Consider the following 22594-nt stretch of genomic DNA (forward strand, 5'->3'; position numbering starts at 1 on the left):
CGATGCCCCTGCTCTCCATCCGCAACCTCTCCGTCACCTTCGCCACCGGCCGCGGGCCGTTCCGTGCGGTGGACAAGGTGGACCTCGACGTCGACGCTGGCGAGCTGGTGGCCATTGTCGGCGAGTCCGGCTCCGGTAAGTCGGTGGCGATGCTGGCGGTGATGGGCCTGCTGCCCTGGACCGCCACGGTCACCGCCGACCGCCTGGTCTTCGACGGCCACGACATGCTCGCCATGTCGCCGCGCGAGCGGCGCAAGATCATCGGGCGCGACCTCGCCATGATCTTCCAGGAGCCGATGTCGAGCCTCAATCCGTGCTTCACCGTCGGCTTCCAGCTGAGGGAGGCGATGGCCGCGCATCTCGACCTCGACCGCGCCGGTCGCCAGGCTCGCGCCATCGATCTCCTGGAGCAGGTTGGCATCCCGGAGCCGGAACGACGGCTGAAGGCGTTTCCGCACCAGCTTTCCGGCGGCATGAGCCAGCGGGTGATGATCGCCATGGCGCTCGCCTGCCGGCCCAAGCTGATCATCGCCGACGAGCCGACCACCGCGCTCGACGTGACCATCCAGGCGCAGATCCTCGACCTGTTGCTGCGCCTCCAGAAGGATAGCGGCGTCGGCCTGGTACTGATCACCCACGACATGGGCGTGGTGGCGGAGACCTCCCAGCGCGTCTGCGTGCACTATGCCGGCCAGCAGGTGGAGATGCAGACCACGCGCGGCCTGTTCCGCGACCCGCACCATCCCTACACCTACGCGCTGCTGGCGGCGCTGCCGGAACGCGCGCACGGGCGCATGCTGCCCTCGATCCCCGGCGTGGTGCCGGGCCTTGCCGACCGGCCGGCCGGCTGCCTGTTCTCGCCGCGCTGCCGCTTCGCCACCGATCGCTGCCGCACGGTGCCGCCACCGCGCGCGGGCGCCGATCTCGGCTATGCGCTCTGCCACACGCCGCTGGTCGGCGGCCAGCCGCGGGCACTGAAGCTGGAGGTGCCGGCATGAAGCAGGCGGTGATGGAGGCGATCGACCTCGCCCAGTCTTACGACGTCTCACGCGGGCTGATGGCCAAGCCGGCGACGGTCAAGGCGGTGGCCGGCATCAGCTTCGCGCTGGCGCCGCGCTCGACGCTGGCGGTGGTCGGCGAATCCGGCTCCGGCAAGTCGACGCTGGCGCGCATGCTCACCATGATCGAGAAGCCCGGCACCGGCTCGCTGCTGATCGACGATGTCGATGTCGCCGATGCCGACGCAAGCACCCGCCGCCGCTACCGCGGCGAGGTGCAGATGGTGTTCCAGAACCCCTACGGCTCGCTCAACCCGCGCCAGACCATCGGCGACGCCATCGAGGAGCCGCTGCTGGTCAACACGAAGCTCACCGCCGCCGAGCGGCGCGAGCGGGCGACCGACATGATGAAGCGGGTCGGCCTCAGGCCCGAGCATCACGGCCGCTACCCGCACATGTTCTCCGGCGGCCAGCGCCAGCGCATCGCCATCGCCCGCGCGCTGGTGCTGCGGCCGAAGATCCTGGTGCTGGACGAGCCGGTCTCCGCGCTCGACGTCTCGGTGCGGGCGCAGGTGCTGAACCTCCTGGTCGAGCTGCAGGAAAGCCTTGGCGTCGCCTATGTGTTCGTGTCGCACGATCTCGGCGTGGTGCGGCACATGGCCGACGACGTCATGGTCATGTATCTCGGCCGCGCGGTGGAGCACGGCCCGCGCGACGCCATTTTCGACGATCCCAAGCACCCCTATACGCGGGCGCTGATGTCGGCGACGCCGATGGCCGACCCCGAGGCGAAGAAGGAGCGCATCGTGCTGGAGGGCGAACTGCCCTCGCCGTTCGATCCGCCGACCGGCTGCGCCTTCAACCCGCGCTGCCCGCTGGCCTTCGACCGCTGTCGCCGCGAGGCGCCGCCGCTGGAGATGAAGTCCGGCCGGCTGGTCGCCTGCTGGGCGGTGGACTAGGCGCGCTCCCTCATCCTGCCGGCCGCGCGGGCCGGCCCCGACAGGACATCCCACATGCTCATCCGCGACGAAGCGCCCGGCGAGGAAGCCGCCATCCACGCCGTCATCCGCGATGCCTTCGGCCAGCCCGACGAAGGCGATCTGGTGAACCAGCTGCGTGCGGCGGGCGATGCCGTCCTCTCCCTCGTCGCGGTGGAGGATGGCGAGATCGTCGGCCATGCGCTGCTGTCGCCGATCGCGGCGGCGTTTCCGGCGCTCGCCCTCGCCCCGCTCGCCGTGGCGCCGGAATATCAGGGGCACGGCACCGGCGGCACGCTGGTGCGGGCCGCCATCGAGCGCGCGCAGGCAATGGGATGGCGGGCGATCTTCGTGGTCGGCGACCCCGCCTATTACCAGCGCTTCGGCTTCTCGGCCGAACCTGCCGCCGGCTTCTCCTCGCCCTATGCGGGGCCCTACTTCGCGGTCCTGCCGCTGGGCGGCGACCTGCCGGCGACCAACGGCCCCCTGCGCCACGCCCCCGCCTTCGACTATCTCGAGGGATAGCTGGCCTCGATCGCCAATCCCGTGAACTGCGAGACCTGCAGCTCCTCCGGCGGTGCAGCGGGAAACCGCGCTTCGTACCCCGCCTGACGACCTTTTGGGACGCTGCGCCATCGGCATGCTGGGGCACATCGCCTCCGCCCGTCAGCGCAGCGTGAAATCCACCGGCACGGTGAAGGCGATGGTGCCGCCCGGCACGTCCGGCGGCGGAACCGGCACCGGCGAGGCGCGGCGCACCATCGCCACCGCCTCGTCGTCGAAGCGCGCATTGCCCGACGAGCCCACCAGCCGCGCGCTCAGCACCTGTCCGGCGCGGTTGATCGAGAACGCCACCCGCGCCTTGCCGGCGCCGCTCTCCCCGGTCGGATAGCGCTTGTGCCGGTTGAGATGCGCCATCAGCCGCGAGCGCCAGTTGGCCGGCGTCATGCTGCGCGAGGTCGCCGCGCCCGCCGTCGGCGCGGCGATGCGCTCGGAATTCTGCGCCTCCAGCGCCGGGGCAGAGGAGGTCTGCGGCGCCGGCGGCTTGTCGCTCTTCTCGCGCGGCTTGGGCTTCTTCTTCGGGCGTTCCTTGGGCGGCTCGATCTTCTTTTCCGGCGGCGCCAGTTCGGCCGCGAGCGGCGGAGGCGGCGGCAGCGGCACCTCGATGTCGGGGGCCGGCGACTCCGTCACCTCCGGCAGCGGCTCGTCCGGCTTCATCGGCTCGGGCGGCGGCGGTTCCGCTTCCTCGGCCAAGGGATCGGGCTCGACCTGATCCTCGACCTCCTCGGGCGCCTCCATCATCTGCGGGCCGGGCGCGACATCGACCGGCTCAGCGGGCGGCGCCACCGGCAGCTCGGCAAGCTCGATCATCACCGCCGCCGGCTCCTCCATCGCCCGGATCGGCGGCGAGGAGAGCAGATAGGCCAGCGCTCCGCCATGGATGGCGAGCACCACCGCGCCGCAGCCGAGCCAGCAGGAGGCCCGCGCCGCGCGCTCGCGGGCGCCGCCGCGCAGCAGCATCAGGCTCATGGTTGCCCGCCCGGCCGGGCGGCGGCCGCCGCCGGTTGCGTCGCCCCAGCCGCCGGCACGGCGGCCGAGGGCGGCGCCTCCAGCCCCACCAGCGCGATCTTGAGATAGCCGGCGGCGCGCAGGAGGTTCATCACCTCCATCAGGTCGCCATAGGCCACGGTCTTGTCGGCGCGCAGGAAGATGCGGGTGTCCTTCTTGCCCTCGGTAGCGCGCTCCAGCGCACCGCCCAGCGCCGGGCGCGCCACGTCCTCATTGGCGAGCGCGAGGCCGAGATCGCTCTTCACGCTGAGATAGACCGGCTTGTCGGGGCGCGGCTGCACCACTGCCGTCGAGGCTGGCAGGTCGACCTTCACGTCGACGGTGGAGAGCGGCGCCGCCACCATGAAGATGATCAGCAGCACCAGGATCACGTCGATGAACGGCGTGACGTTGATCTCGTGGTTCTCGCCGAGATCGTCGCTATCGCTGCTCTGGAGCTTGGCACCCATCGGCCGGCCTCACTCGGCCGCGGCGCGGACGCGGGCCGGCGCGTGCAGGCGCGGCGCGGCGGCACCTGGGTCGAGGGTTCTGCCCGCGTCGCGGCGGTCGAGGTCGCGCGAGAGCAGCCGCAGCACCTCGGCGGAGGCGTCGCCCATCAGGATGCGATATCCCGACACCTGCCGCGCGAAATGGTTGTAGATCACCACCGCCGGAATGGCGGCCACCAGCCCGATGGCGGTGGCGAGCAGCGCCTCGGCGATGCCCGGCGCCACAACCGCGAGATTGGTGGTCTGCGCCTTCGAGATACCGATGAAGGAATTCATGATGCCCCACACGGTGCCGAACAGGCCGACGAAGGGGGCGGTGGCGCCGATGGTGGCGAGCACGCCGGTGCCGCGGTTGATGGCGCGGCCGGTCGCCACCTCGATGCGCCCGAGCGAGATCGCCACGCGCTCCTTGATGCCCTCGGCCGGCAGATCGCCGGAGCGCTTCAGTTCGAGATCGGTGGCACGCAGCATAGCGGCGGCGGGGCCGGCGGCACCGACGCGGCGCGCCTCCTCCAGCGAGGCGCTGCCAAGCAGGCCGCGCAGCGCCCGGCGCACCCGCGCCTGCGCCGCCAACAGCTCGACGCTCTTGGCAAGCCACACCGTCCAGGTGACGACGGAGGCGAAGGCGAGGCCGATCATTACCGCCTTCACCACGATGTCCGCCGCCATGAACATGCCCCAGGGCGACAGATCGTGCGGCAGCTGGGCGGCGACGGTCGAATCCTCGCCGGCGGGGGCCGCATCGACGGGAGCGGCGGTCGCAGACGCCTCGGCGGAAGGCGCGCCTGCCGGCACCGGCGCCGCGGCCGGGGCCTCGGGCGCCACCTGTGCCGGCGCGATGGGAGGCGCAGCATCGGGAGACGCGGTGAGCGGAGGTACGCCCACAGCCGGAGCGGCGGCAGCCGGAGCCTGCGGCGCCACGGGAGCCGGAGCCGCGGCAGGAATCGACGTCGCGCCTTGCGCGAAGGCCGCCGGAGGGCCGGCAAGCAGGCTCAGCGCGGCAAGCGCCGTCAGGCAGCGACGGAACGAGGCAGCGAGGCAAGGCGTCGAGAGACGAAGGGTCGGCATGGGGCTACCCGTCATTGGCGACCCTCCCACGGCTTCCCGCGTTCCTCGGGGGCCGGCGGGTGGGCAACTGGTCAATTAACGGTTTCCTTAAACCCCTCTATACGCTCCCGACAACCTTAAAATGCCAGATAGAACAAGTGTAGAATGGCTCAAAAGAAGATGAGTACTTTCATTTTTCACCTTATCATCATTCTAGACTGGTGATCTGCTTACCCCTCGCACCCACACCAGGAAACACCGTACCGGAGCGCCTCGAAGCGCAGCGGGCATGCGGATGCAGGCGAGGACGGCGCCCTCCCCGCAACGCATTGAGCCGTGAGGATACGGAGCGCGCCGCCGGCATGCCGGAAGGGGCGGGAATGCCGGAAGCGGCGGGAAGCCTAGACCTGCAGCACCTTGCCCGGATTGAGCAGCCCCTGCGGGTCAAGCGCGTCCTTCAGCCGGTGCATCAATTCCAGCGCCAGCGGGTCGGCGTAATGCGCCAATTCATGTGCCTTCAGCCGGCCGATGCCGTGCTCGGCGGCGATCGAGCCGTCCATCTCCACGACGATGTCGTGGACGATGCGGTTGAAGTCCTCCCACATGTCGATGAAGGCGGCCTTGTCCATGCCCACCGGCTGGCTGAGGTTGAAATGGATGTTGCCGTCGCCGACATGGCCGAACGGGCAAGGCCGCAGCCCCGGCAGCGCCGCCATCACCGCCGGCAGCGCGCGGGCGAGGAACTCCGGCACGCGCGAGACCGGCACCGAGACGTCGTGCTTGATCGAGCCGCCCTCGTGCTTCTGCGCCTCCGACATGTCCTCGCGCAGCCGCCACAGCGCGTTGGCCTGCGCCTCGCTGGTCGCGATGACCGCATCGACGACCTCGCCGGCCTCCATGGCGGCCTCGAGCCCGGTCTCCATCAGCGCGCCGAGGTCGAAGGCCCGCGTCGGGGCGGAGAATTCGGCGAGCACATACCACTCGTAGCGATCCGCGAACGGCCGCACCGTGCCGTTCATGTGCTTCAGCACCGTCTCGATGCCGAAATCGGCCATCAGCTCGAAGGTGGTCAGCCCGTCGCCCGCCAACCCGCGCAGCCGGTGCAGCAGCGTCAGCGCCGCCTCCGGGCCGGGAACGGCGAGAAAGGCGGTGGTGCGCTGCGCCGGCGCGGGGAACAGCTTCAGCACGGCGGCCGTGATGAGCCCGAGCGTACCCTCGGTGCCGAGGAACAGCTGCTTCAGGTCGTAGCCGGCATTGTTCTTGCGTAGCCGTTTCAGCCCGTTCCACACCCGCCCGTCGGCAAGCACCACTTCGAGACCCAGCACGAGGTCCTTGGCGTTGCCGTAGCGCAGCACCGCGGTGCCGCCGGCATTGGTGGCGAGGTTGCCGCCGATGCGGCAGGAGCCCTGCGAGGCGATATGCAGCGGGAACAGGCAACCCACCGCTTCCGCCGCCTTGTGCACGGTGTCGAGGATGCAGCCGGCCTCCACGGTCATCGTCATGTCGATCGGGTCGACGGCGCGGATGCGGTCGAGCCGGGCCAGCGAGACCAGCAGCTCGCCGAACGGCATCTGCCCGCCCACGAGCCCGGTATTGCCGCCCTGCGGCACGATCTTCACGCCCGCCTTGGCACAGGCTTCGACGACGAAGGCGACCTCCTCCGTCGTCCCCGGCCGCAGCACCGCCGGGGTGCGCCCGTCATAGAGCCCGCGCTCCTCGCGCAGATAGGCGGCGACATCGCCCGGGGCGGTCAGCACATGCGCCGCGCCGATGCGCTGGGCGATGGCGGCGAGAAGGGCGGAGAGGTCGGCGGGAGAAGCGGCAGGGGCGTGCATGCGATGTCTCTGCGAGGGCGGCGGTCACTCGGCCGCGTCGAGCGTCACCATATGTCCGCTTCGTCCATAAGTCAGGATAGCCCGACCGGCGGTCAACAGTAGCACGGCGAGGTAGTGGGCGGTGGCGGCGATGGTGCGGTCGGCCGGCTCGGCAAGCTGCGAACGCGTTCATATTGCACCGCACCCCTTGCCCCGCGCCCGCTTTCCCCCTATCCCCGCGCCATGGCTCCCCCTCTGCTTCTGCTTCAAGATACAAAGCTCACCTTCGGCGGCACGCCCTTGCTCGAAGGGGCGGAGCTGTCCGTCTCCGCCGGCGAACGCGTCGGCCTCGTCGGCCGCAACGGCTCCGGCAAGTCCACCCTGCTCAAGATCGCCGCCGGCATGGTCCAGACCGATGGCGGGGCGCGCTTCGTGCAGCCCGGCGCCACGGTGCGCTACCTGCCGCAGGAGCCGGACCTCTCGGGCTTCAAGACCACGCTCGACTATGTCGAGGCCGGCATGGGACCGGGCGACCAGGAATACCGAGCCATCTACCTGCTGGGCGAGCTGGGGCTCACCGGCGAGGAAGACCCGGCTAACCTGTCGGGCGGCGAGGCCCGCCGCGCCGCGCTCGCCCGCGTGCTGGCGCCCGAGCCCGACATCCTGCTGCTGGACGAGCCGACCAACCATCTCGACCTGCCGGCCATCGAGTGGCTGGAGGCCGAGATCGCCTCGCTGCGCTCCGCCCTCGTGCTGATCAGCCATGACCGTCGCTTCCTGCAGGACCTGACCCGCGCCACCGTCTGGCTCGATCGCGGCCGCACGCGGCGCATGGAGCGCGGCTTCGCCTTCTTCGAGGAATGGCGCGACCAGGTGTTGGAGGAGGAGGAGCGCGACCAGCAGAAGCTCGCCCGCAAGATCGTCGCCGAAGAGCACTGGATGCGCTACGGCGTCACCGCGCGGCGCAAGCGCAACATGCGCCGTGTCGGCGAGCTGGCGGATCTGCGCGCCAAGTTCCGCGACCACCGCGGCGCGGTGGGCACCATCTCCGTCACCGCCACCGAGGCCGACGTCTCCGGCAAGCTGGTGATGGAGGCGGAGCACATCTCCAAGTCCTATGGCGATCGCGTCATCGTGCGCGATCTGTCGATCCGCATCCAGCGCGGCGACCGCATCGGCATCGTCGGGCCCAACGGCGCCGGCAAGACCACGCTGCTCAAGATGCTCACCGGCGAAATGGCACCCGACAGCGGCAAGGCCAAGCTCGGCACCAATATCGAGATGGCGACGCTCGACCAGCGCCGCGCCGCGCTCGACCCCGAGCGCTCGGTGCGCGACACGCTCACCGACGGGCGCGGCGACCAGGTGTTCGTCGGCGGCAATCCGCGCCACGTCATCGGCTACATGAAGGACTTCCTGTTCACGCCGGAACAGGCCGGCACCGCCGTCTCGCGGCTGTCGGGCGGCGAGCGCGGGCGGCTGCTGCTGGCCTGCGCGCTGGCGCAGGCGTCCAATCTGATGGTGCTCGACGAGCCGACCAACGACCTCGACCTCGAGACGCTGGATCTGCTGGAAGAGATGATCGACGACTATGCCGGCACCGTGCTGCTGGTCAGCCACGATCGCGACTTCCTCGACCGCACCGTCACCGCCACCATCGCCTATGAGGGCGACGGCAACTGGGCGGTCTATGCCGGCGGCTATTCCGACATGGTCGCCCAGCGCGGCCATGGCGTGAAGGCCAAGGCCGTCGCGGCCGCAGCCGCCGCGCCGGCGCCGGCCAGGAAGCCGTCACCCTCGTCTCCGGCACCCGCCGCGTCGAAGCGCAAGCTCTCCTTCAAGGAGAAGCACGCGCTGGAACAATTGCCCAAGCGCATGTCGCAGCTGGAATCGGACATCAAGCGGCTGAACAACACGCTGCACACCCCGAATTTCTACACTCGCGATCCCGCCGGCTTCCAGAAGGCCACCGCCGAACTCAGCAAGGCGCAGGCCGAGCTCGCCAAGGCCGAGGAAGAATGGCTGCAACTCGAAATGCGGCGCGAGGAAGTGGGCGGCTAGCAACGACTGCCGCCTGCGGCCCTCGGACCGTCGGGCGGGATTCCGGCAAGCAGGTAAGACACCCCATGCCCGACCTCATCCCGCTTTCCGCCCCCGACGATCCTCGCATCGACGCCTATCGCGTCATCAAGGAGCGCGACCTCGTCGGGCGGGGCGGGCGCTTCATCGTCGAGGGCCGCACCGTGCTCGACGTGGCGTTGTCGCTGCGCAACCGCTTCGCGCTGGAATCGCTGCTGCTGGCGGAAAGCCGCGTCGAGGCGCTCGCCCCGCTGCTGGAGCAGGCGCCCGAGGGCCTGCCGATCTATACGGCGAGCCAGGCGATCCTCGACGGCATTACCGGCTTCCACATCCATCGCGGCCTGCTCGGCGTCGGGCTGCGCCGCGAGATGCCCTCCGCGCGGGCGCTGGTGGAGAGCCTTCCCGAACGGGCGCTGGTGGTCTGCGCGCTCGGCATCACCAATCACGACAATGTCGGCGGCATCATGCGCAACGCCGCCGCCTTCGGGGCGGATGTGGTGCTGTTCGACTTCGCCTCCTGCGACCCGCTCTACCGCAAGGCGATCCGCGTCTCGGTCGGCGGCAGCCTCGTCGTGCCCTTCGCCCGCGAGGGCGAGGCGGGCGCGCTGCTGGACCTGCTCGCCGGCCACGGCTTCGAATTGCTCGCCTTCAGCCCGGCGGGCGAGAGCGTTCTGTCCGACCTCGCGCGGGCGCCGCGGACAGCCCTGCTGCTCGGCGCCGAAGGGCCGGGCCTGCCCGCTGCGATCCTTGCGCGCACGCGCACCGTACGCATCCCGATGGCCGGCGGCTTCGATTCACTGAACGTCGCCGCCGCCGGCGCCATCGCACTGCATCACCTTGCCGATATCGGCTGAGCTGCCGGGAACTCACGCTCGCGGGTAGACCGAAGGTGGAGGACATCGCACCACGGCCGGGGGCCGCCAGACACCCCTCGCCGCCGGACGACATCGACGACTGCTCTGCAAATGCCGAATACGTGATCGGCATGGAATCGCCCTCGACAAGGCTGCGGAACGAGATCATTCTTCTGCTTGGAATACTAGGCGGCCAGCTCGCCTCATGACCGTTGACTTTCAAAAGCCCGGAGCACCTCTCCGGGCTTTTTTTTGGCCCGCGCGGTGCCCGCTCCCGGAGCCGAAACGGACGCGGGTTGGAAGACGGCGGCACCGTCCCGGCAGCCATATTAATGGTACTAGATAGTTTCTGAAATTTGCGCTACGTTCGATCTGCCTTTCGAGGCACGGGGTGGACCTGCAACCGCCCCGCAGGATCCGGGCGCCCGCTGCACCGCCCCCCGCAGTAGCGGGCGCCCGGATTCGATCCGCCCCGAAACCGTGTCGCTCGACGCCTTCATGACGCTTACCCGGCGCCGCTGGCATCGAGGTGCGACACAAAGGCGATCAGGTCCTTCCGATCACCCCCCTCCGGCAGACCGGCGAAGCTCACGCGGAAACGCGCCGATGCAGGCGCCACGCCGGAAATATCCTGTGGCGGCGGCCAGCGAAAGCCGGCACGGAGAGCCGCGCCAGCCGCCCACCGCACGCAAGCGGCGGAAGACAAAGGGTTTTGCCGTCCGGCCTTTTGTCGCATAAGCATCACCACGCACCGGCGCCGGACAGTCCGGATATGCGCCGCAGGACAGAGCCGCATGGACCCGACGCACAGGCCGGATGCGATCATCGTCAAGCTTGGCGGCAGCCTCAGCGCCTCCCCGCGCCTGCCGGCGCTGCTCGCCGGCCTTGCCCGCGCCGGTGCCCCGCTGGTGCTGGTGCCCGGCGGCGGACCGCTCGCCGATGCGGTGCGCGACCTGCAGCCGCGCCTGTCGTTGAGCGAGCACGCCTGCCACCACATGGCGATCCTCGCCATGGAGCAGTTCGCCCTCGCCCTGGCCGATATCGAGCCGCGCCTCGCGCCCTGTACCGACGCGCCCGCCATCGCCCGCGCCCACGCACAGGGCCACGCCGCCCTGTGGCTGCCGGCGACGCTGGCGCGCACGGCCGAGGTGCCGGCGAACTGGGACGTCACCGCCGACAGTCTTGCGCTGTGGCTGGCGCTGCAGCTCGATGCCGGTCGCCTCGTCTTCGTTAAATCCGCGCTCGCCGCCGCCCGCAACCCGGCCAGCTGGGCTGCCGCCGGCCTCGTCGACCCGCATGTGCCGGTGCTGGCCACGCGCTTCGCCGGCCGGATCGAGCTCCTGTCCATCGACGAAGCGCTCGACGCCTTCGCATCGGGGAGCGCCGCGGCATGACCGACGCCGAAACGCCCCACGAGCCGAAAACTCCACGCCACGCAAATGCACGCTGGGCTTGGGCGCTCACCGGCTCCGGGCATTTCTTCACCGAGTCGCTGGCTCTGCTGGAGACGCTCGATCCGGTCGACCTGTTCGTCTCGAAGGCGGCGGAGGAGGTGCTGCGCATGTACAAGCAGGAGCTGCCGTCGCACCTGCGCATCTATCGCGACCTCACCGCCTCGGCGGTGCCGGTGGGGCGTTTCTACGAGGGCCGCTACCACACGCTGGTCGTCTCGCCGGCCTCCGCCAACACGGTGGCGAAATGCGCGCTGGGTATCTCCGACAGCCTGGTCACCAATTGCTTCGCCCAGGCCGGCAAGTGCCGGGTGCCGAGCATCGTCTTCGCCTGCGACACCGCGCCGGAGATGATCACCATGGCGCCGAGGGGACTGGTGCCGGTCTATCCGCGCGCCATCGATCTGGAGCACACGGCCCGCCTCGGCCGCTTCGATCACTGCACCGTCGTCGAATCCATCGGCGGCCTCGAACAGGCCATCGCCGCCCGCAAGGCCGAGCTTGCACGCGATGGCTGAGCAACCCGAGCGCATCGCCCTCGTCACCGGTTCGTTCGCCGAGCCGCGCCTGCGCAAGGTTGCGGGCGAGCTCGCCGGGCCGGAGATCGACCCGGTGGTGGTGAATATCGGCGTCAAGGTCGCGGCGCTGATGACCGCCGAGATCGTCGAGCGCCGGCTGAAGATCCCGGAAGGCGCTCGCCGCGTGCTGATGCCCGGCCGGTTCCGCGGCGACCTCTCGCGGCTGGAGCGGCATTTCGGCCTGCCCTTCGAGCGCGGCCCGGACGAGCTCGCCGACCTGCCGGAGCATTTCGGCCGCAAGCGCCGCGCCGCCGACCTCTCCCGTCATGACGTGACGATCTTCGCCGAGATCGTCGACGCCGCCGCGCTCGACCTCCCCTCGCTCCTCGCCCGCGCCCGGCATCTCGCCGCCGAGGGCGCGGAGGTGATCGATCTCGGCTGCCTGCCCGACACCGCCTTCCCGCATCTGGAAGACGCCATCGCTGCCATCAAGGGCGAGGGGTTGAAGGTCAGCGTCGACAGCTTCAATCCGCAGGAGCTCTCCCGCGCCACCCGCGCCGGCGCCGATTACCTGCTCAGCCTCACCGAAGCGACGCTTGCCATCGCCGAGGAGGGACCGGCGATCCCGGTGCTGGTGCCGACCTCGCCGACGGATCTCGACAGCCTGATCCGCGCCATCGAGGCCTGCCGGGCGAAGGGCCGCGCCTTCCTCGCCGACCCGATCCTGGAGCCGATCCATTACGGATTCACCGCCTCACTGGAGCGTTACGCGGCGCTGCGCCGGCTTTATCCCGACATCCCGATCCTGATGGGCATCGGCAATGTCACCGAGCTCACCGACGCCGACACCACCGGCATCAACGCCCTGCTCATGGGCGTCATCTCGGAATTGCGGCTCAACGCCGTGCTGGCGGTCGAGGTCAGCCCGCATTGCCGCACCGCCGTGCGCGAATTCGACCGTGCCCGGCGCGAATTCTACGCCGCCCGGCAGGCCGGCGCGCTGCCGCAGGGCTTCGGCGGCGGGCTGATGGCCTTGCGCGACCGTCGCCCCTACGCCGCCACGCCGGACGAGATCGCCGACCTCGCCAGGCAGGTGCGCGACGGCAATTACCGCATCATGGTCGCCGAGGACGGCGTCCACATCTTCAACCGCGACGGCCACCAGATCGGCGCCGATCCGTTCGCCTTCTTCCCGGCGCTGGGAGTGGAGACAGACGGCGCCCACGCCTTCTATCTCGGCGTGGAGACCGCCCGCGCCGAGATCGCCTTCCGGCTCGGCAAGCGCTATGCGCAGGACGAGGCGCTGCGCTGGGGCGTCGCCGGACGCGGCGATGGCAACCCGGACGACGGTACCGTCGACCCGCATCGTTTGACATTCGACAAGGCGGGGTCGACCCTGACCACCGGGCTCAAGAAAAGCTGAATCATGATCCGCGAAGCCATCGTCACCACCCGCTCGCATGCCGGCGAGCCACATATCGCCCCAATGGGTGCGACGGTGATCGAGGGCGGCTACCTGCTCCAGCCGTTCCGCCCCTCGCGCACGCTCGACAACATCGTCTCCACCGGCATCGCGGTGATCAACTTCACCGACGACGTGCGCCTCATCGCCGCCTGCGTGCTCGGCAAGCGGATACCGGTGGAAACCACCAAGGCGGTCTATCTCGATTGCCCGCGCCTCGTCGGCACGCTCTCGCATGACGAGCTCACCGTCGAGAAGGTGGAGGACGATCCGCAGCGCCCGCGCATCTTCTGCAAGACCTATTACAGCGAGGGCCACTCGCGCTTCCTCGGCATGAACCGCGCCAAGGCGGCGGTGCTGGAGGCGGCGGTGCTGGTCAGCCGGCTGCACCTGCTGCCCGACGACAAGGTCGATGCCGAGATGGCCTATCTCGCCATCGCGGTGGAAAAGACCGCCGGACCGGAGGAGCAGGAGGCATGGGAATGGATGATCGAGGCCGTCGCGGCACATCGCCGCACGCGGGATGGCGTGCCTGCCGATTCCGCGCGCGCCTCGTGAGCCGGCCCCGGTGGAACCGCACCTCATGAGCCGCCACGTCTCCGGCCTGAAGCCCATTGTCCCCGGCGCCGCGCCGGGCCTGCTCGCCAGCGTCGCCGATCTCGCCGAGATGCGCGATGCAATTCTGGGCGGCGTCGACATCGTCGATCTCAAGCAGCCTTCCTTCGGCGCGCTCGGCGCGTGGAGCAGCGAGGCGCTGACTGCCGCGGTGATGATGTGGAACGCCAGCGGGCCGGACCGGCCGGCGCTTTCGGCCACCGCCGGCGACCAGCCGATGGTGCCGGCGATCCTTGCCGCCGCCTGCGCCCGCGTCGCCGCCACCGGGGTGCCGATCGTCAAGGCAGGGCTGTTTTCCAGCGCCCATGCGGGTTCCTGCGTCGAGGCGCTGGCGCCGCTGGCGGCGAAGACGCGGCTGGTCGGCGTGCTGTTCGCCGACCAGGATCCGGATTTCACGCTGATCGCCAGCGCCGGCCGCGCCGGATTCTACGGCATCATGCTCGACACCGCCGACAAGAAGGCGGGCCCGCTCACCGCCCATCTCGATCTGCTGAGCCTCGGTCATTTCGTCACCGAGGCCCGCCGTCACGGCCTGATGACCGGACTTGCCGGCTCGCTCGCGCTCGACGACATCCCCGCACTCGGCGGCCTCGATGCCGATTACCTCGGCTTCCGCGGCGCCCTGTGCGCGGACGGACGCACCGGCCGGCTCGACCCTGTGCGCCTCGCCCAGGCGCGGGCGCTGGTGCGCTCGCTGGCCTGACACCCCCCACCACGCGCAATTGCCATCTGGACATCGCTAAAAGAGCGGATTACCTTCCAAAAAAATATAAAAATACGTATAAATTAGGGAAGAAATCTATGTACTCGGATCAGAACGAAGACAATGGCAGTCGCGTGCTCGGCGGGTTTCTCGCCCTGACCGCGCTGATGATCATTCTCGTCTGGAACTGCTTCTGAGCGCGTGCCCCGTCCGCCGGGCCTGACGGCTCGCGAACGGCGGCACCGCCCGGCGATCATCCGGCCGACCGGGGGCGGCGGACCGGATGACCCGTTTTCCGCCATCGCGCGCAGCCCCGGCATATCCGCCTGCTGCGCGCGATCCGGCAGTCTCCCGCCAGATCGAAGCCGCCACGACAGGCGAGCCCGCGCTCCACGGCAGACCTGACGTCGCCGACAGCCGGTTGCCGCAGCGGGCTAGTGTCCCGTCAGGTCGATCGGCACCTTCTCCACCGACATGTCGATCGGCACGCGGGCACGCTCGATCTCGATGGCCTGCTTGCGCTGCTCGACCTCGACCTTGGTGAGCGAGGCGTCGATCGTCACCGCCTCGTAGCGCTTTTCCAGCTCCAGCACCTGCTTGCGGCTCTCCAGCGGCACGATGAGCTTCACCGCGATGAAGCGGACCGTCGCCTTGCAGCGGCCGGCCTCGTCGAGAAACGCCTCGGTGCAGGCCGGCACCGGCTGCTTCTCGATGAAGCGGGTGATCGCCGTCACCTTGGCCGCGAACAGGAACTCTACCCGCCGGTTGCGCGCACGCCCCGCCGGCGTGGCGTTATCGGCGATCGGCATCGCCTCGCCGAAGCTGATCCGATAGACCGACGCCTGGTAGATGCCCCGCCGCACGAGTGCCGCCGCCACCGCCTGCGCCCGCCGCAGGCCGAGGTCGAGATTGTAGCCGGCGTCGCCCTCCGCATCGGTATGGCCGACCACGAACAGCGCGACGTCGGAGACCTCGTGTTCAGGTTGCGGGCGATCACGTCGACGAGTTCGTAGGCTTCCGGGCGGACCACGTCCGAGCCGCTGTCGAAGAAGGCGTCCTGCTGCGCACTCACCCGCAGCACCGGGATCGAGACCGGGAAATCGGCGATGCCGTGCTCGGCCGGCGATATCTCGTCCTGCGAAAATCGGAACGCCACCTTGCCCTTCGCATAGCGCATCAACCGCGCCACCCGGTCCTCGTGCTCGCGACCGACCAGCTTCCAGGCCAGCAGCGGACAGGGCAGGCCGCGCGCCAATATGCGCGGGTCGCAATCGGGCCCTTGCGGGGAGGCTCCCTGCGCCGCCGCGCCGGCGATCAGCGCCAGCCAGAGCGCCGGTATCGCCGCGTCGCGCATGCCGCCGAACGGCATCCATGCCTCGAATTGCGGCGTCGGGTCGGGATTGTCGGCCCAGACCTGCGCGAAGGTCTTGTCGCCGACATAGGCGCAGCTCTTGCCGCCGCAGGTGAGGATGCCGCGGATCGGCACGAAGCGGTCCTCGACCGACTGCATGTCCAGCCAGGCATTCACCAGCGCGCCGTTGCGGTCGCGCGAAAGGCGCAGGCGCATCGGGTAGTCCTCCCCGGCGAGCTTTATCGTGCCCTGGTAGATCGCCACCTCACGCGGCGGCCGTCGGCGGGCATGGGCCGGAGACGGCGGTCAGCGTCGCCAGCCGGGCGCGGCCGGTGAGGAAGAAGGCTTCGAGATAGTTCTTCGGCACGGTATCGGGCGTGCCCGGCGCGCCGAACAGGTGCACCTCCGCCCGCTGCAGGTCGAGCCCGGCGGCTTCCGCCCCGGCCCGCGCGGCAGCGCGGGCGGCCGGCACCTCGGCCTTGGGAAACTGCGCCAGACCGAGATCGGTGTAGATCACCACCCGCGGCAGACCACGGGCAAGGTCGGTGCCGGTTCCGCGCGCCAGCGAACGCACGAGGCTGCCCTTGGCAAATCCGGCCTCTGCGCCCGTGCCATCGGCGGCGGGCAGAGTTTTGGTGCCGGCCACCATCGCCAGCGTCGCCTTGCGGCGGAATTCCTCGGCGGCCTTCTTCTGGGTGCTGCGCCAGTCGCTGCCGAGGAACCAGTCGAGCTTCGAGCTGTCCTGGTCGAGCCTCGCCTCCTCCTCCGGCCGGTACATCGGCACGCAGCCGGTGAACAGCAGGGTGAGCCCGGAACCGTCGGCATTGGCGATGGCGAGGCTCACCCGCTCGCGCGCATCGATGCGCTGGCCGGCACCGGAGGCCAGCGGGTCGACGAACTGGCCGGCGAAGCGGCGCCAGCTCTGGTTGGCCTCCGCCGGCTTGCCGTCCGGCTCGGGCGTCACCATCCGCCCGTCGATCACCACCAGCGTCTGGCGCAATGCCGGCGGCAAGTTGCCCGGCCGGCAGAAGTTGTCGTCGACCACCGCCTGTGCGACCGCGGTGCCCGCCCAGAACAGCGTCGCGGCGAAGATCGGCAAAAAGAGATGCGGCAGGGCGCGCCGGCGATGCGGCGATCGGGCGGGTATGGGCATCGGGGTCGCCGCTTCCACAGGAGATCGGGTCAGAGATATTTCATGCGCAGCGGCAGCGCGGCGTAGTCGGCGGGCTCCAGCGTGTCGGTCGGGCTGGGATAGACCTGCGCCGTCCGCTCGAAACGTGTCGCCTGCCCGCTTCCGCCCTTGGCCGTTACGACGGTGCGGCTGACCAGCTGCCGGCGATAGGCTTCGAGCACCGACATCACCCGCGCGTCCTGCTCGGCGATGCGCTCGAAGGCGCGGCGGGCCCCCTGGTGTTCCGGCAGGTGGCCATGCGACTCGTGCTGGTTCTGTGCCTCGGTGCGGCTCTTCTTCGCGCTGGCGTCGATGCGCTCGAATTCGCGCTGCAGCGGCTTGTCGAGCGTCTCCTGAAGTGCGCGCATCTGCTTCTCGCGCGCCTCCATATGCTTGAAGGCGGCGGGAAAACGCGGGTCGCGGTCGTGCACGAAGAAGGCGAGGATCACGCCCACCGCCCAGACCACCATGTTGGAGAGCAGCGAGCCGCCGATGATCTTCAGCCGGCTCGGGGCGTCGCCGGACATCACCGCGATCTCGGCCAGGAGGTCGGCGAAGAAGCTCTCGCGCGCATACCAGACGATGCTCAGCACCAGAGCCAGCGACAGTGTGCCGAGGCCCATCAGCTTGGCGATCGCCCAGCGGTCGGCATCGTCCTGCGAGGGGTCGGACAGCACCGAGACCTGTCGCAGCAGCGTGCCGTAGCAATGCGAGGAGAAGGCCAGCGCGGCGGCCACCACCACCGAAGTGCCGGCGGCGATGGCGGGGGTGAAGAAGCGGATCGCCGCGAAGGTCTCGTAATTGATCATCATCTCGGCGATGCCGATCAGCAGCAGCGCCGCGAAGTACCACCAGCGCACCACCACCGGCCCGCGGTTATATTTCGAGTGCAGGCTCTCATATTGCCGCCGGGCGGTCTGGTAGCCTATGCGCGCGATGTCGAGCCGCGCGAAGTTCATCTGGTTCTTCTCGGCATGGGAGGCGACGACCTGCCGCTTCTGCATGAGGCGTTGCTGCTCGACGCGATCGAGTTCGCGCTCGATGAAGATGCCCGCCCCCGACGTCACCTGGTTGAGCGAGGCAGCCGCCGCGTCCACCGCGTCGAGCGCCGCCCGGCGCGGGCTTTCCACCAGGGCGCGGTACCAGGACGCCATGTTCGGCGTCAGGTCGGCCGGCACCGCCTCGGCATGATCGGACAGGTGGATGCGCGCGAGCGCAAGATCGTGGTCGATGCCGCCCATCAGTTCGGCGGCGGCCGGGCCGGCGAGCGAGAAATCAACGGCGGCGTAGGAGGCGGGAGGCGTTCCGTGCGAGATCGTTCCGTGCATGGCGAACCCCTGGCTGTCAGATGTCGACCGGCGCCCATTCGCCCTGCGGCGACCTGCACCAGAGCTGGCTCTTGGAACTCGCGGTCTCGCCGCCCACCGAGACGGTCTGGGCGGATTCGCGGCAGACCGGCGGTTCGGCGGCTTTGCTCTTCAGCAAGGCCGGCGCGGCGACCCGCCTGACCCGCGTGGTGACGCTGGCGGGCTTGCCGGATTTGGTGCGGAAGCTCTCGGTGCGGCTGGCATTGGCAGCCACCGCCTGGCGCTCGGCAGCGGCGACGCGGGCCTGGTCCTCGCGGGCGGCAAGCTGCATCAGCACCGCGCAGCTGCCGACCCCGGTCGCCGCGCCGATGATGGCGCCGCGCCCGGCATTGCCGCCGGTCATCTAGCCGAGAATGGCGCCGGTGACCGCCCCCACGGCCACGGTGGCCATGCACTGCCCGATAGCGCGCTGCATTGCGGTCTGGCCGGCTGCCTCGGCGGTTCCGGCAAAACCCGTAATGCTTGCGGCGACGAGGCCGGCGGCCACGCCCCGCGCTACAACTTTTGAGAGCATCGTTTCCCCCGACCCTATCGGGAAAGCCATAGCGCGAAACGCCAGAATGATACAATCAAAAGTTAAAATATGTTATTTAAACTCTCTATAGTTGTAGTTGCGTCGCAACGGCGCGGCCGCGTTCCGGCGCGGCGACAAGCTTGACAGGGTGAGCGGAGAGGTTCAGGAGAACCGTTATGATGCAGTGCATCATGCCTGCCATTTTTCCTCGAAAGACAGACGTCCAACCCCCATGCCCAGCGATAGTGACAGTCGATCGTCCGGCCCATGGCGGCCGGCGCCGTGAGCCGATCGCAGGCATGACCTGACCGGCTCCCCGCGCCCGCCCTGCCTCAGGCCGGACGACGGAAAGAGAGCCGAGATGGACGATATCCGGGACCCGGCGCAGGATCGCCGCGACGACCCCCGCCGTGACGACGAATTCGCGGACGCCGCCGTGCGTGCGGCCTCGATTGCCGCCGAGCTCGCCGAAGAGCACCCGGCCGACATTGCCGAAGCCCTCGACGAGCAGGAGCCGGAGACCGCCTCCGCCGTGCTCGCCAGCTTGCCGCGCGAGCAGCAGGTCGAGGTGCTGGACCTGCCGGATTTCGACCTGTCGAGCGACCTCCTCGAGGCGCTGCCGGTCGAGGAGGCGGTGCGCCTCATCTCCGACATGTCGTCCGACCGCGTCGCCGACCTGTTCCGCTGGATGGAGGAGCCGGCGCGCTCGCATCTGTTCGCGCGGCTGCCGCCGGCGATGCAGGCCGAGCTGAACCGCCTGCTCGCCTATCCCGAGCACACGGCCGGCAGCCTGATGACCACCGAATTCGTCACCGTCCCCTCGACCTGGACGGTGGGCGAGACGCTACGCCACATCCGCGCCATCGAGCGCACGCGCGAAACGATCTACGCCATCTACGTGCTCGACCCGGTCAGCCACAGGCTGCTCAAGGCGGTGACGCTGCGTCGCCTGATCACCGGCGAGACCGGCCAGCCCATCCTGTCGGTGGCGCCCAAGCACGATCCCATCACCACCACGCCGCTCACCGACCGCGAGGACGTGGCGCGGCTGATCTCGAAATACGACCTGCTCGCCGTGCCGGTGGTGGACGAAGAGGACCATGTGCTCGGCATCGTCACCGTCGACGACATGATCGACGCCATCATCGAGGAAGGCACCGAGGACGCGCAGAAATTCGGCGGCATGGAGGCGCTGGACGAGCCCTATATGGAGATGGGCTTCCTCGCCATGCTGAAGAAGCGCGCCGGCTGGCTGTGCATCCTGTTCCTCGGCGAGATGCTGACCGCCAGCGCCATGCAGCATTTCGAGGACGAACTGGAAAAGGCCATCGTGCTGACCCTGTTCATCCCGCTGATCATGAGCTCGGGCGGCAATTCCGGCTCGCAGGCGACCTCGCTGATCATCCGCGCGCTGGCGCTGCACGAGATCAGGCTCGGCGACTGGTGGCGGGTAGCGCTGCGCGAACTACCCTCGGGCCTGGTGCTGGGTGCCATTCTCGGCACGCTCGGCATGGTGCGGATCACCACCTGGCAGACGCTCGGCCTGCACGATTACGGCGAGCACTGGATGCTGGTGGCGCTCACCATCGGCTCGGCACTGGTGGCGATCGTGACCTTCGGCTCGCTGATCGGCTCGATGTTGCCCTTCGTGCTGCGCCGCGCCGGCTTCGATCCGGCCAGCGCCTCGGCGCCCTTCGTCGCCACCTTCATCGACGTGACCGGCCTCGTGATCTATTTCAGCGTGGCGCTGGCCATCCTGCATGACACGCTGCTCTGAGCGAGGCGGCGGGCGCCGGCCGGGAGACCGGTCGGCGCGCCAGTAGCCCGCTTCAGGCGGCGCGATGCACCTGCAGAGGCGGCGTGCCCTGATGGATCGCCTTCTTGAGCTCGCTCCTCAGTTGCGGCGTGTCCTTCGCGCCATGAACCGAGACGGCGTGCTGGGCAACGGCATCGAGCAGTTCCCGCTCATTATCGGCCGCGATAGCGACAGAGCATGTCATGTCGCTGGGCACCTCGCGGCAGTCGACGAACATTCGGCCCAAAAGTGCCTCCTGTGGTTCGGACGCCGAACACGACGCTCGGCGCCGGGGAAGCAAGCTACACCTCTCGCGCCATGCTGCCCAAATCACGAAAACGGGCCGCCCCCTCACCCCGGCAGGACCAACTCGCCGTGTGCCGCCGTCCACGCGACGCCCGCATGCTGACGACGGTGCTGGATTGCGGCGCCCGCTCCGGCATCGGGCCTTTCATCGACGGCAAGGACGCGGCACTCGCCCTCGATATGGCGGGCGGGCTCAGCGTGCTGCCCCCCCGGTGCGGGGCTTCGTCTTCGTCGGCGCCGGCACGGCTGAGACGGGCCATTGGCCAACTCACGTGCCGGGTGCAGAATGACCCTCTGAAGCGCATGCGAGTCGCCACCTCACCGCTCCCTGTTGGCGGGGAGGAGTGCTTCGACCTCGCCCCGTCGCTTGCCAGTCGAGACAACCATGCCCGAGATCGTGCTTGCCGCCATTTCCGCCCGCAATCTCGCCGCGGCGGCGCGGCGCGCCGGACTGCGGGCACTGGTGCTCGATTTGTTCGGCGACGACGACACGCGGGAGCTGGCAGCCGACGTCGTGCCGCTGCGTCGGCGCGCCGGGCTCGCCATCGATATCGACGACCTGTTCGAGCAGCTCGAGGTCCATGGCGGCGCGCAACTGCCGCTTGTGCTCGGCTCCGGCTTCGAATCGACGCCGGACGTCGTCGACACGCTCGCCGAGCGCCTGTCTCTCGCCGGCAATGGCGGGGCTGTGCTGCGCAGGTTGAAGAACCCGTTCGAACTCGACAAGCTGCTGACATCGCTTGATATCCCGCATCCGCGCGTGTTCGCCGAAGAGGCTCCGGCGGGGGTCGACACGCTGGAAAAGGCCATCGGGGCCTCCGGTGGCGCGCATGTCCACCCTGCCCGCCGCGTGCAGGGCGGCGGACGCTACCTGCAGGAGCGGATCGAGGGCCGTACCGTCTCGGCGCTGTTCGTTGCCGACGGGCGCGACGCCTGCCTCCTCGCCTTCTCCGAACAATGGTGCACGCCCGACGCGGGCTCGCCCTATCGCTATGGCGGCGCGGCCGGCCCCATTGCCGTCACGCTGCCGCTCGAGCGCGAGATCATCCAGGCGCTGCGCCATCTCGCCGGAGCGGCAGGCCTCGTCGGCCTCGCCAGCGCCGACATCGTCCTGACGGCGGACGGCTGGCGGCTCATCGAGATCAATCCGCGCCCCGGCGCCACCCTCGACCTGTTCGATCACCCGCCGCTGCCGCCGCTGCTGCGCCTGCATCTCGATGCCTGCGAGGGGCGCCTGCCGGTGCTGGCGCCGTTGCGCCCCGGCACGCCCCATGGCGCGCGGGCGGCCGGTGTCTTCTACGCGCCGGTCGCGTTCGAGATGCGATTGGACGGGCTTCCCACCCACACCGCCGACCGGCCGGCCTTCGGCACCAGGCTGCAGCCCGGCGAACCGGTCTGCACGGTGTTCGGCGAGGGCCGGGACGCCGAGGAGGCGCGCGGCGCCATGCTCATGCGCATGGATGCACTGTGGGACGCGATGCAACTCGCCAGCCGCAGAGCGGCGGAGTGAGACAG

The 22594-nt window shown here is 69.6% G+C and carries 21 protein-coding genes and 1 pseudogene; 12 read left to right on the plus strand and 10 right to left on the minus strand.

Annotated features, from left to right (window positions below):
- Positions 1 to 2: 2 nt before the first annotated feature.
- The 3 genes from AC1RU4_RS11455 to AC1RU4_RS11465 are packed head-to-tail and all read left to right on the plus strand — an operon-like array spanning position 3 to position 2500.
- On the plus strand, positions 3 to 998 hold the full coding sequence (locus AC1RU4_RS11455; RefSeq protein WP_492891217.1) for an ABC transporter ATP-binding protein: 996 nt from the start codon (positions 3 to 5) through the stop codon (positions 996 to 998).
- Entirely contained in the window at positions 995 to 1957 is a 963-nt protein-coding gene (locus AC1RU4_RS11460; RefSeq protein WP_492891218.1) for a dipeptide ABC transporter ATP-binding protein, read from the plus strand. The genes AC1RU4_RS11455 and AC1RU4_RS11460 overlap by 4 nt, the downstream gene beginning before the upstream one ends.
- Before the next feature lie 54 nt (positions 1958 to 2011).
- A complete protein-coding gene (locus AC1RU4_RS11465; RefSeq protein WP_492891219.1) occupies positions 2012 to 2500 on the plus strand; it encodes a GNAT family N-acetyltransferase in 489 nt (162 codons plus the stop codon).
- Positions 2501 to 2641: 141 nt separating this feature from the next.
- On the opposite strand, the gene AC1RU4_RS11470 is transcribed toward AC1RU4_RS11465, so the two are convergent.
- The 4 genes from AC1RU4_RS11470 to AC1RU4_RS11485 all read right to left on the minus strand — a co-directional run bounded on the left by AC1RU4_RS11470 (position 2642) and on the right by AC1RU4_RS11485 (position 6914).
- A complete protein-coding gene (locus AC1RU4_RS11470; RefSeq protein ID WP_492891220.1) occupies positions 2642 to 3505 on the minus strand; it encodes an energy transducer TonB family protein in 864 nt (287 codons plus the stop codon).
- Complete coding sequence (gene exbD / locus AC1RU4_RS11475; RefSeq protein ID WP_492891221.1) at positions 3502 to 3993, minus strand: TonB system transport protein ExbD; 492 nt, start codon at positions 3991 to 3993, stop codon at positions 3502 to 3504. The genes AC1RU4_RS11470 and exbD overlap by 4 nt, the downstream gene beginning before the upstream one ends.
- A 9-nt stretch (positions 3994 to 4002) precedes the next feature.
- Positions 4003 to 5115 carry a tonB-system energizer ExbB gene (exbB, locus tag AC1RU4_RS11480; protein WP_492891222.1) on the minus strand — a complete coding sequence of 371 codons (1113 nt, stop codon included), beginning with the start codon at positions 5113 to 5115 and terminating at the stop codon, positions 4003 to 4005.
- A 365-nt stretch (positions 5116 to 5480) separates the two neighbouring features.
- A complete protein-coding gene (locus AC1RU4_RS11485; RefSeq protein WP_492891223.1) occupies positions 5481 to 6914 on the minus strand; it encodes an FAD-binding oxidoreductase in 1434 nt (477 codons plus the stop codon).
- Between the two features lie 222 nt (positions 6915 to 7136).
- Here AC1RU4_RS11485 and AC1RU4_RS11490 point away from each other — a divergent pair, with 222 nt between their 5' ends.
- The 7 genes from AC1RU4_RS11490 (at position 7137) to AC1RU4_RS11520 (ending at position 14575) form a co-directional block, all read left to right on the plus strand.
- On the plus strand, positions 7137 to 8954 hold the full coding sequence (locus tag AC1RU4_RS11490) for an ABC-F family ATP-binding cassette domain-containing protein (RefSeq protein ID WP_492891224.1): 1818 nt from the start codon (positions 7137 to 7139) through the stop codon (positions 8952 to 8954).
- Between the two features lie 65 nt (positions 8955 to 9019).
- On the plus strand, positions 9020 to 9826 hold the full coding sequence (locus AC1RU4_RS11495) for a TrmH family RNA methyltransferase (RefSeq protein ID WP_492891225.1): 807 nt from the start codon (positions 9020 to 9022) through the stop codon (positions 9824 to 9826).
- A 794-nt stretch (positions 9827 to 10620) separates the two neighbouring features.
- Positions 10621 to 11220, plus strand: a complete 600-nt coding sequence (locus AC1RU4_RS11500; protein WP_492891226.1) for an amino acid kinase family protein — start codon at positions 10621 to 10623, stop codon at positions 11218 to 11220.
- Entirely contained in the window at positions 11217 to 11795 is a 579-nt protein-coding gene (locus AC1RU4_RS11505; protein WP_492891227.1) for a flavoprotein, read from the plus strand. The genes AC1RU4_RS11500 and AC1RU4_RS11505 overlap by 4 nt, the downstream gene beginning before the upstream one ends.
- Positions 11788 to 13218: a DUF6513 domain-containing protein gene (locus tag AC1RU4_RS11510; protein ID WP_492891228.1), complete on the plus strand. Its 1431-nt coding sequence runs from the start codon at positions 11788 to 11790 to the stop codon at positions 13216 to 13218. The genes AC1RU4_RS11505 and AC1RU4_RS11510 overlap by 8 nt, the downstream gene beginning before the upstream one ends.
- Positions 13219 to 13221: 3 nt before the next feature.
- Entirely contained in the window at positions 13222 to 13815 is a 594-nt protein-coding gene (locus AC1RU4_RS11515) for a DUF447 domain-containing protein (protein ID WP_492891229.1), read from the plus strand.
- A gap of 25 nt (positions 13816 to 13840) precedes the next feature.
- Positions 13841 to 14575, plus strand: coding sequence for a (5-formylfuran-3-yl)methyl phosphate synthase (locus AC1RU4_RS11520; RefSeq protein ID WP_492891230.1), 735 nt, complete (start codon positions 13841 to 13843; stop codon positions 14573 to 14575).
- A gap of 434 nt (positions 14576 to 15009) precedes the next feature.
- Here AC1RU4_RS11520 and AC1RU4_RS11525 read toward each other — a convergent pair whose 3' ends face one another.
- From AC1RU4_RS11525 to AC1RU4_RS11545, 5 genes and pseudogenes are all read right to left on the minus strand, one after another.
- Positions 15010 to 15384, minus strand: a complete 375-nt coding sequence (locus AC1RU4_RS11525) for a hypothetical protein (RefSeq protein WP_492891356.1) — start codon at positions 15382 to 15384, stop codon at positions 15010 to 15012.
- Positions 15385 to 15396: 12 nt separating this feature from the next.
- A pseudogene (locus AC1RU4_RS11530) lies at positions 15397 to 15948 on the minus strand (OmpA family protein); the annotation flags it as partial.
- A 243-nt stretch (positions 15949 to 16191) separates the two neighbouring features.
- Entirely contained in the window at positions 16192 to 17079 is an 888-nt protein-coding gene (locus tag AC1RU4_RS11535) for a hypothetical protein (RefSeq protein WP_492891231.1), read from the minus strand.
- 29 nt (positions 17080 to 17108) lie between these two features.
- Positions 17109 to 18425: a hypothetical protein gene (locus AC1RU4_RS11540; RefSeq protein WP_492891232.1), complete on the minus strand. Its 1317-nt coding sequence runs from the start codon at positions 18423 to 18425 to the stop codon at positions 17109 to 17111.
- Positions 18426 to 18441: 16 nt separating this feature from the next.
- Positions 18442 to 18807: a hypothetical protein gene (locus AC1RU4_RS11545; protein WP_492891233.1), complete on the minus strand. Its 366-nt coding sequence runs from the start codon at positions 18805 to 18807 to the stop codon at positions 18442 to 18444.
- A gap of 532 nt (positions 18808 to 19339) precedes the next feature.
- Between AC1RU4_RS11545 and mgtE the strand changes: the two genes are divergently transcribed.
- The gene (mgtE, locus tag AC1RU4_RS11550; RefSeq protein WP_492891234.1) at positions 19340 to 20755 is read left to right on the plus strand and encodes a magnesium transporter; all 1416 of its coding nucleotides are present in this window, start codon (positions 19340 to 19342) and stop codon (positions 20753 to 20755) included.
- 52 nt (positions 20756 to 20807) lie between these two features.
- On the opposite strand, the gene AC1RU4_RS11555 is transcribed toward mgtE, so the two are convergent.
- Positions 20808 to 21011, minus strand: coding sequence for a DUF1059 domain-containing protein (locus AC1RU4_RS11555; RefSeq protein ID WP_492891235.1), 204 nt, complete (start codon positions 21009 to 21011; stop codon positions 20808 to 20810).
- Positions 21012 to 21464: 453 nt separating this feature from the next.
- On the opposite strand from AC1RU4_RS11555, the gene AC1RU4_RS11560 reads away from it, so the two are divergent.
- Entirely contained in the window at positions 21465 to 22589 is a 1125-nt protein-coding gene (locus tag AC1RU4_RS11560) for an ATP-grasp domain-containing protein (protein ID WP_492891236.1), read from the plus strand.
- The last annotated feature ends 5 nt before the right edge of the window (positions 22590 to 22594 follow it).

The sequence above is a fragment of the Ancylobacter sp. GW821-FHT10E12 genome (assembly GCF_058809335.1).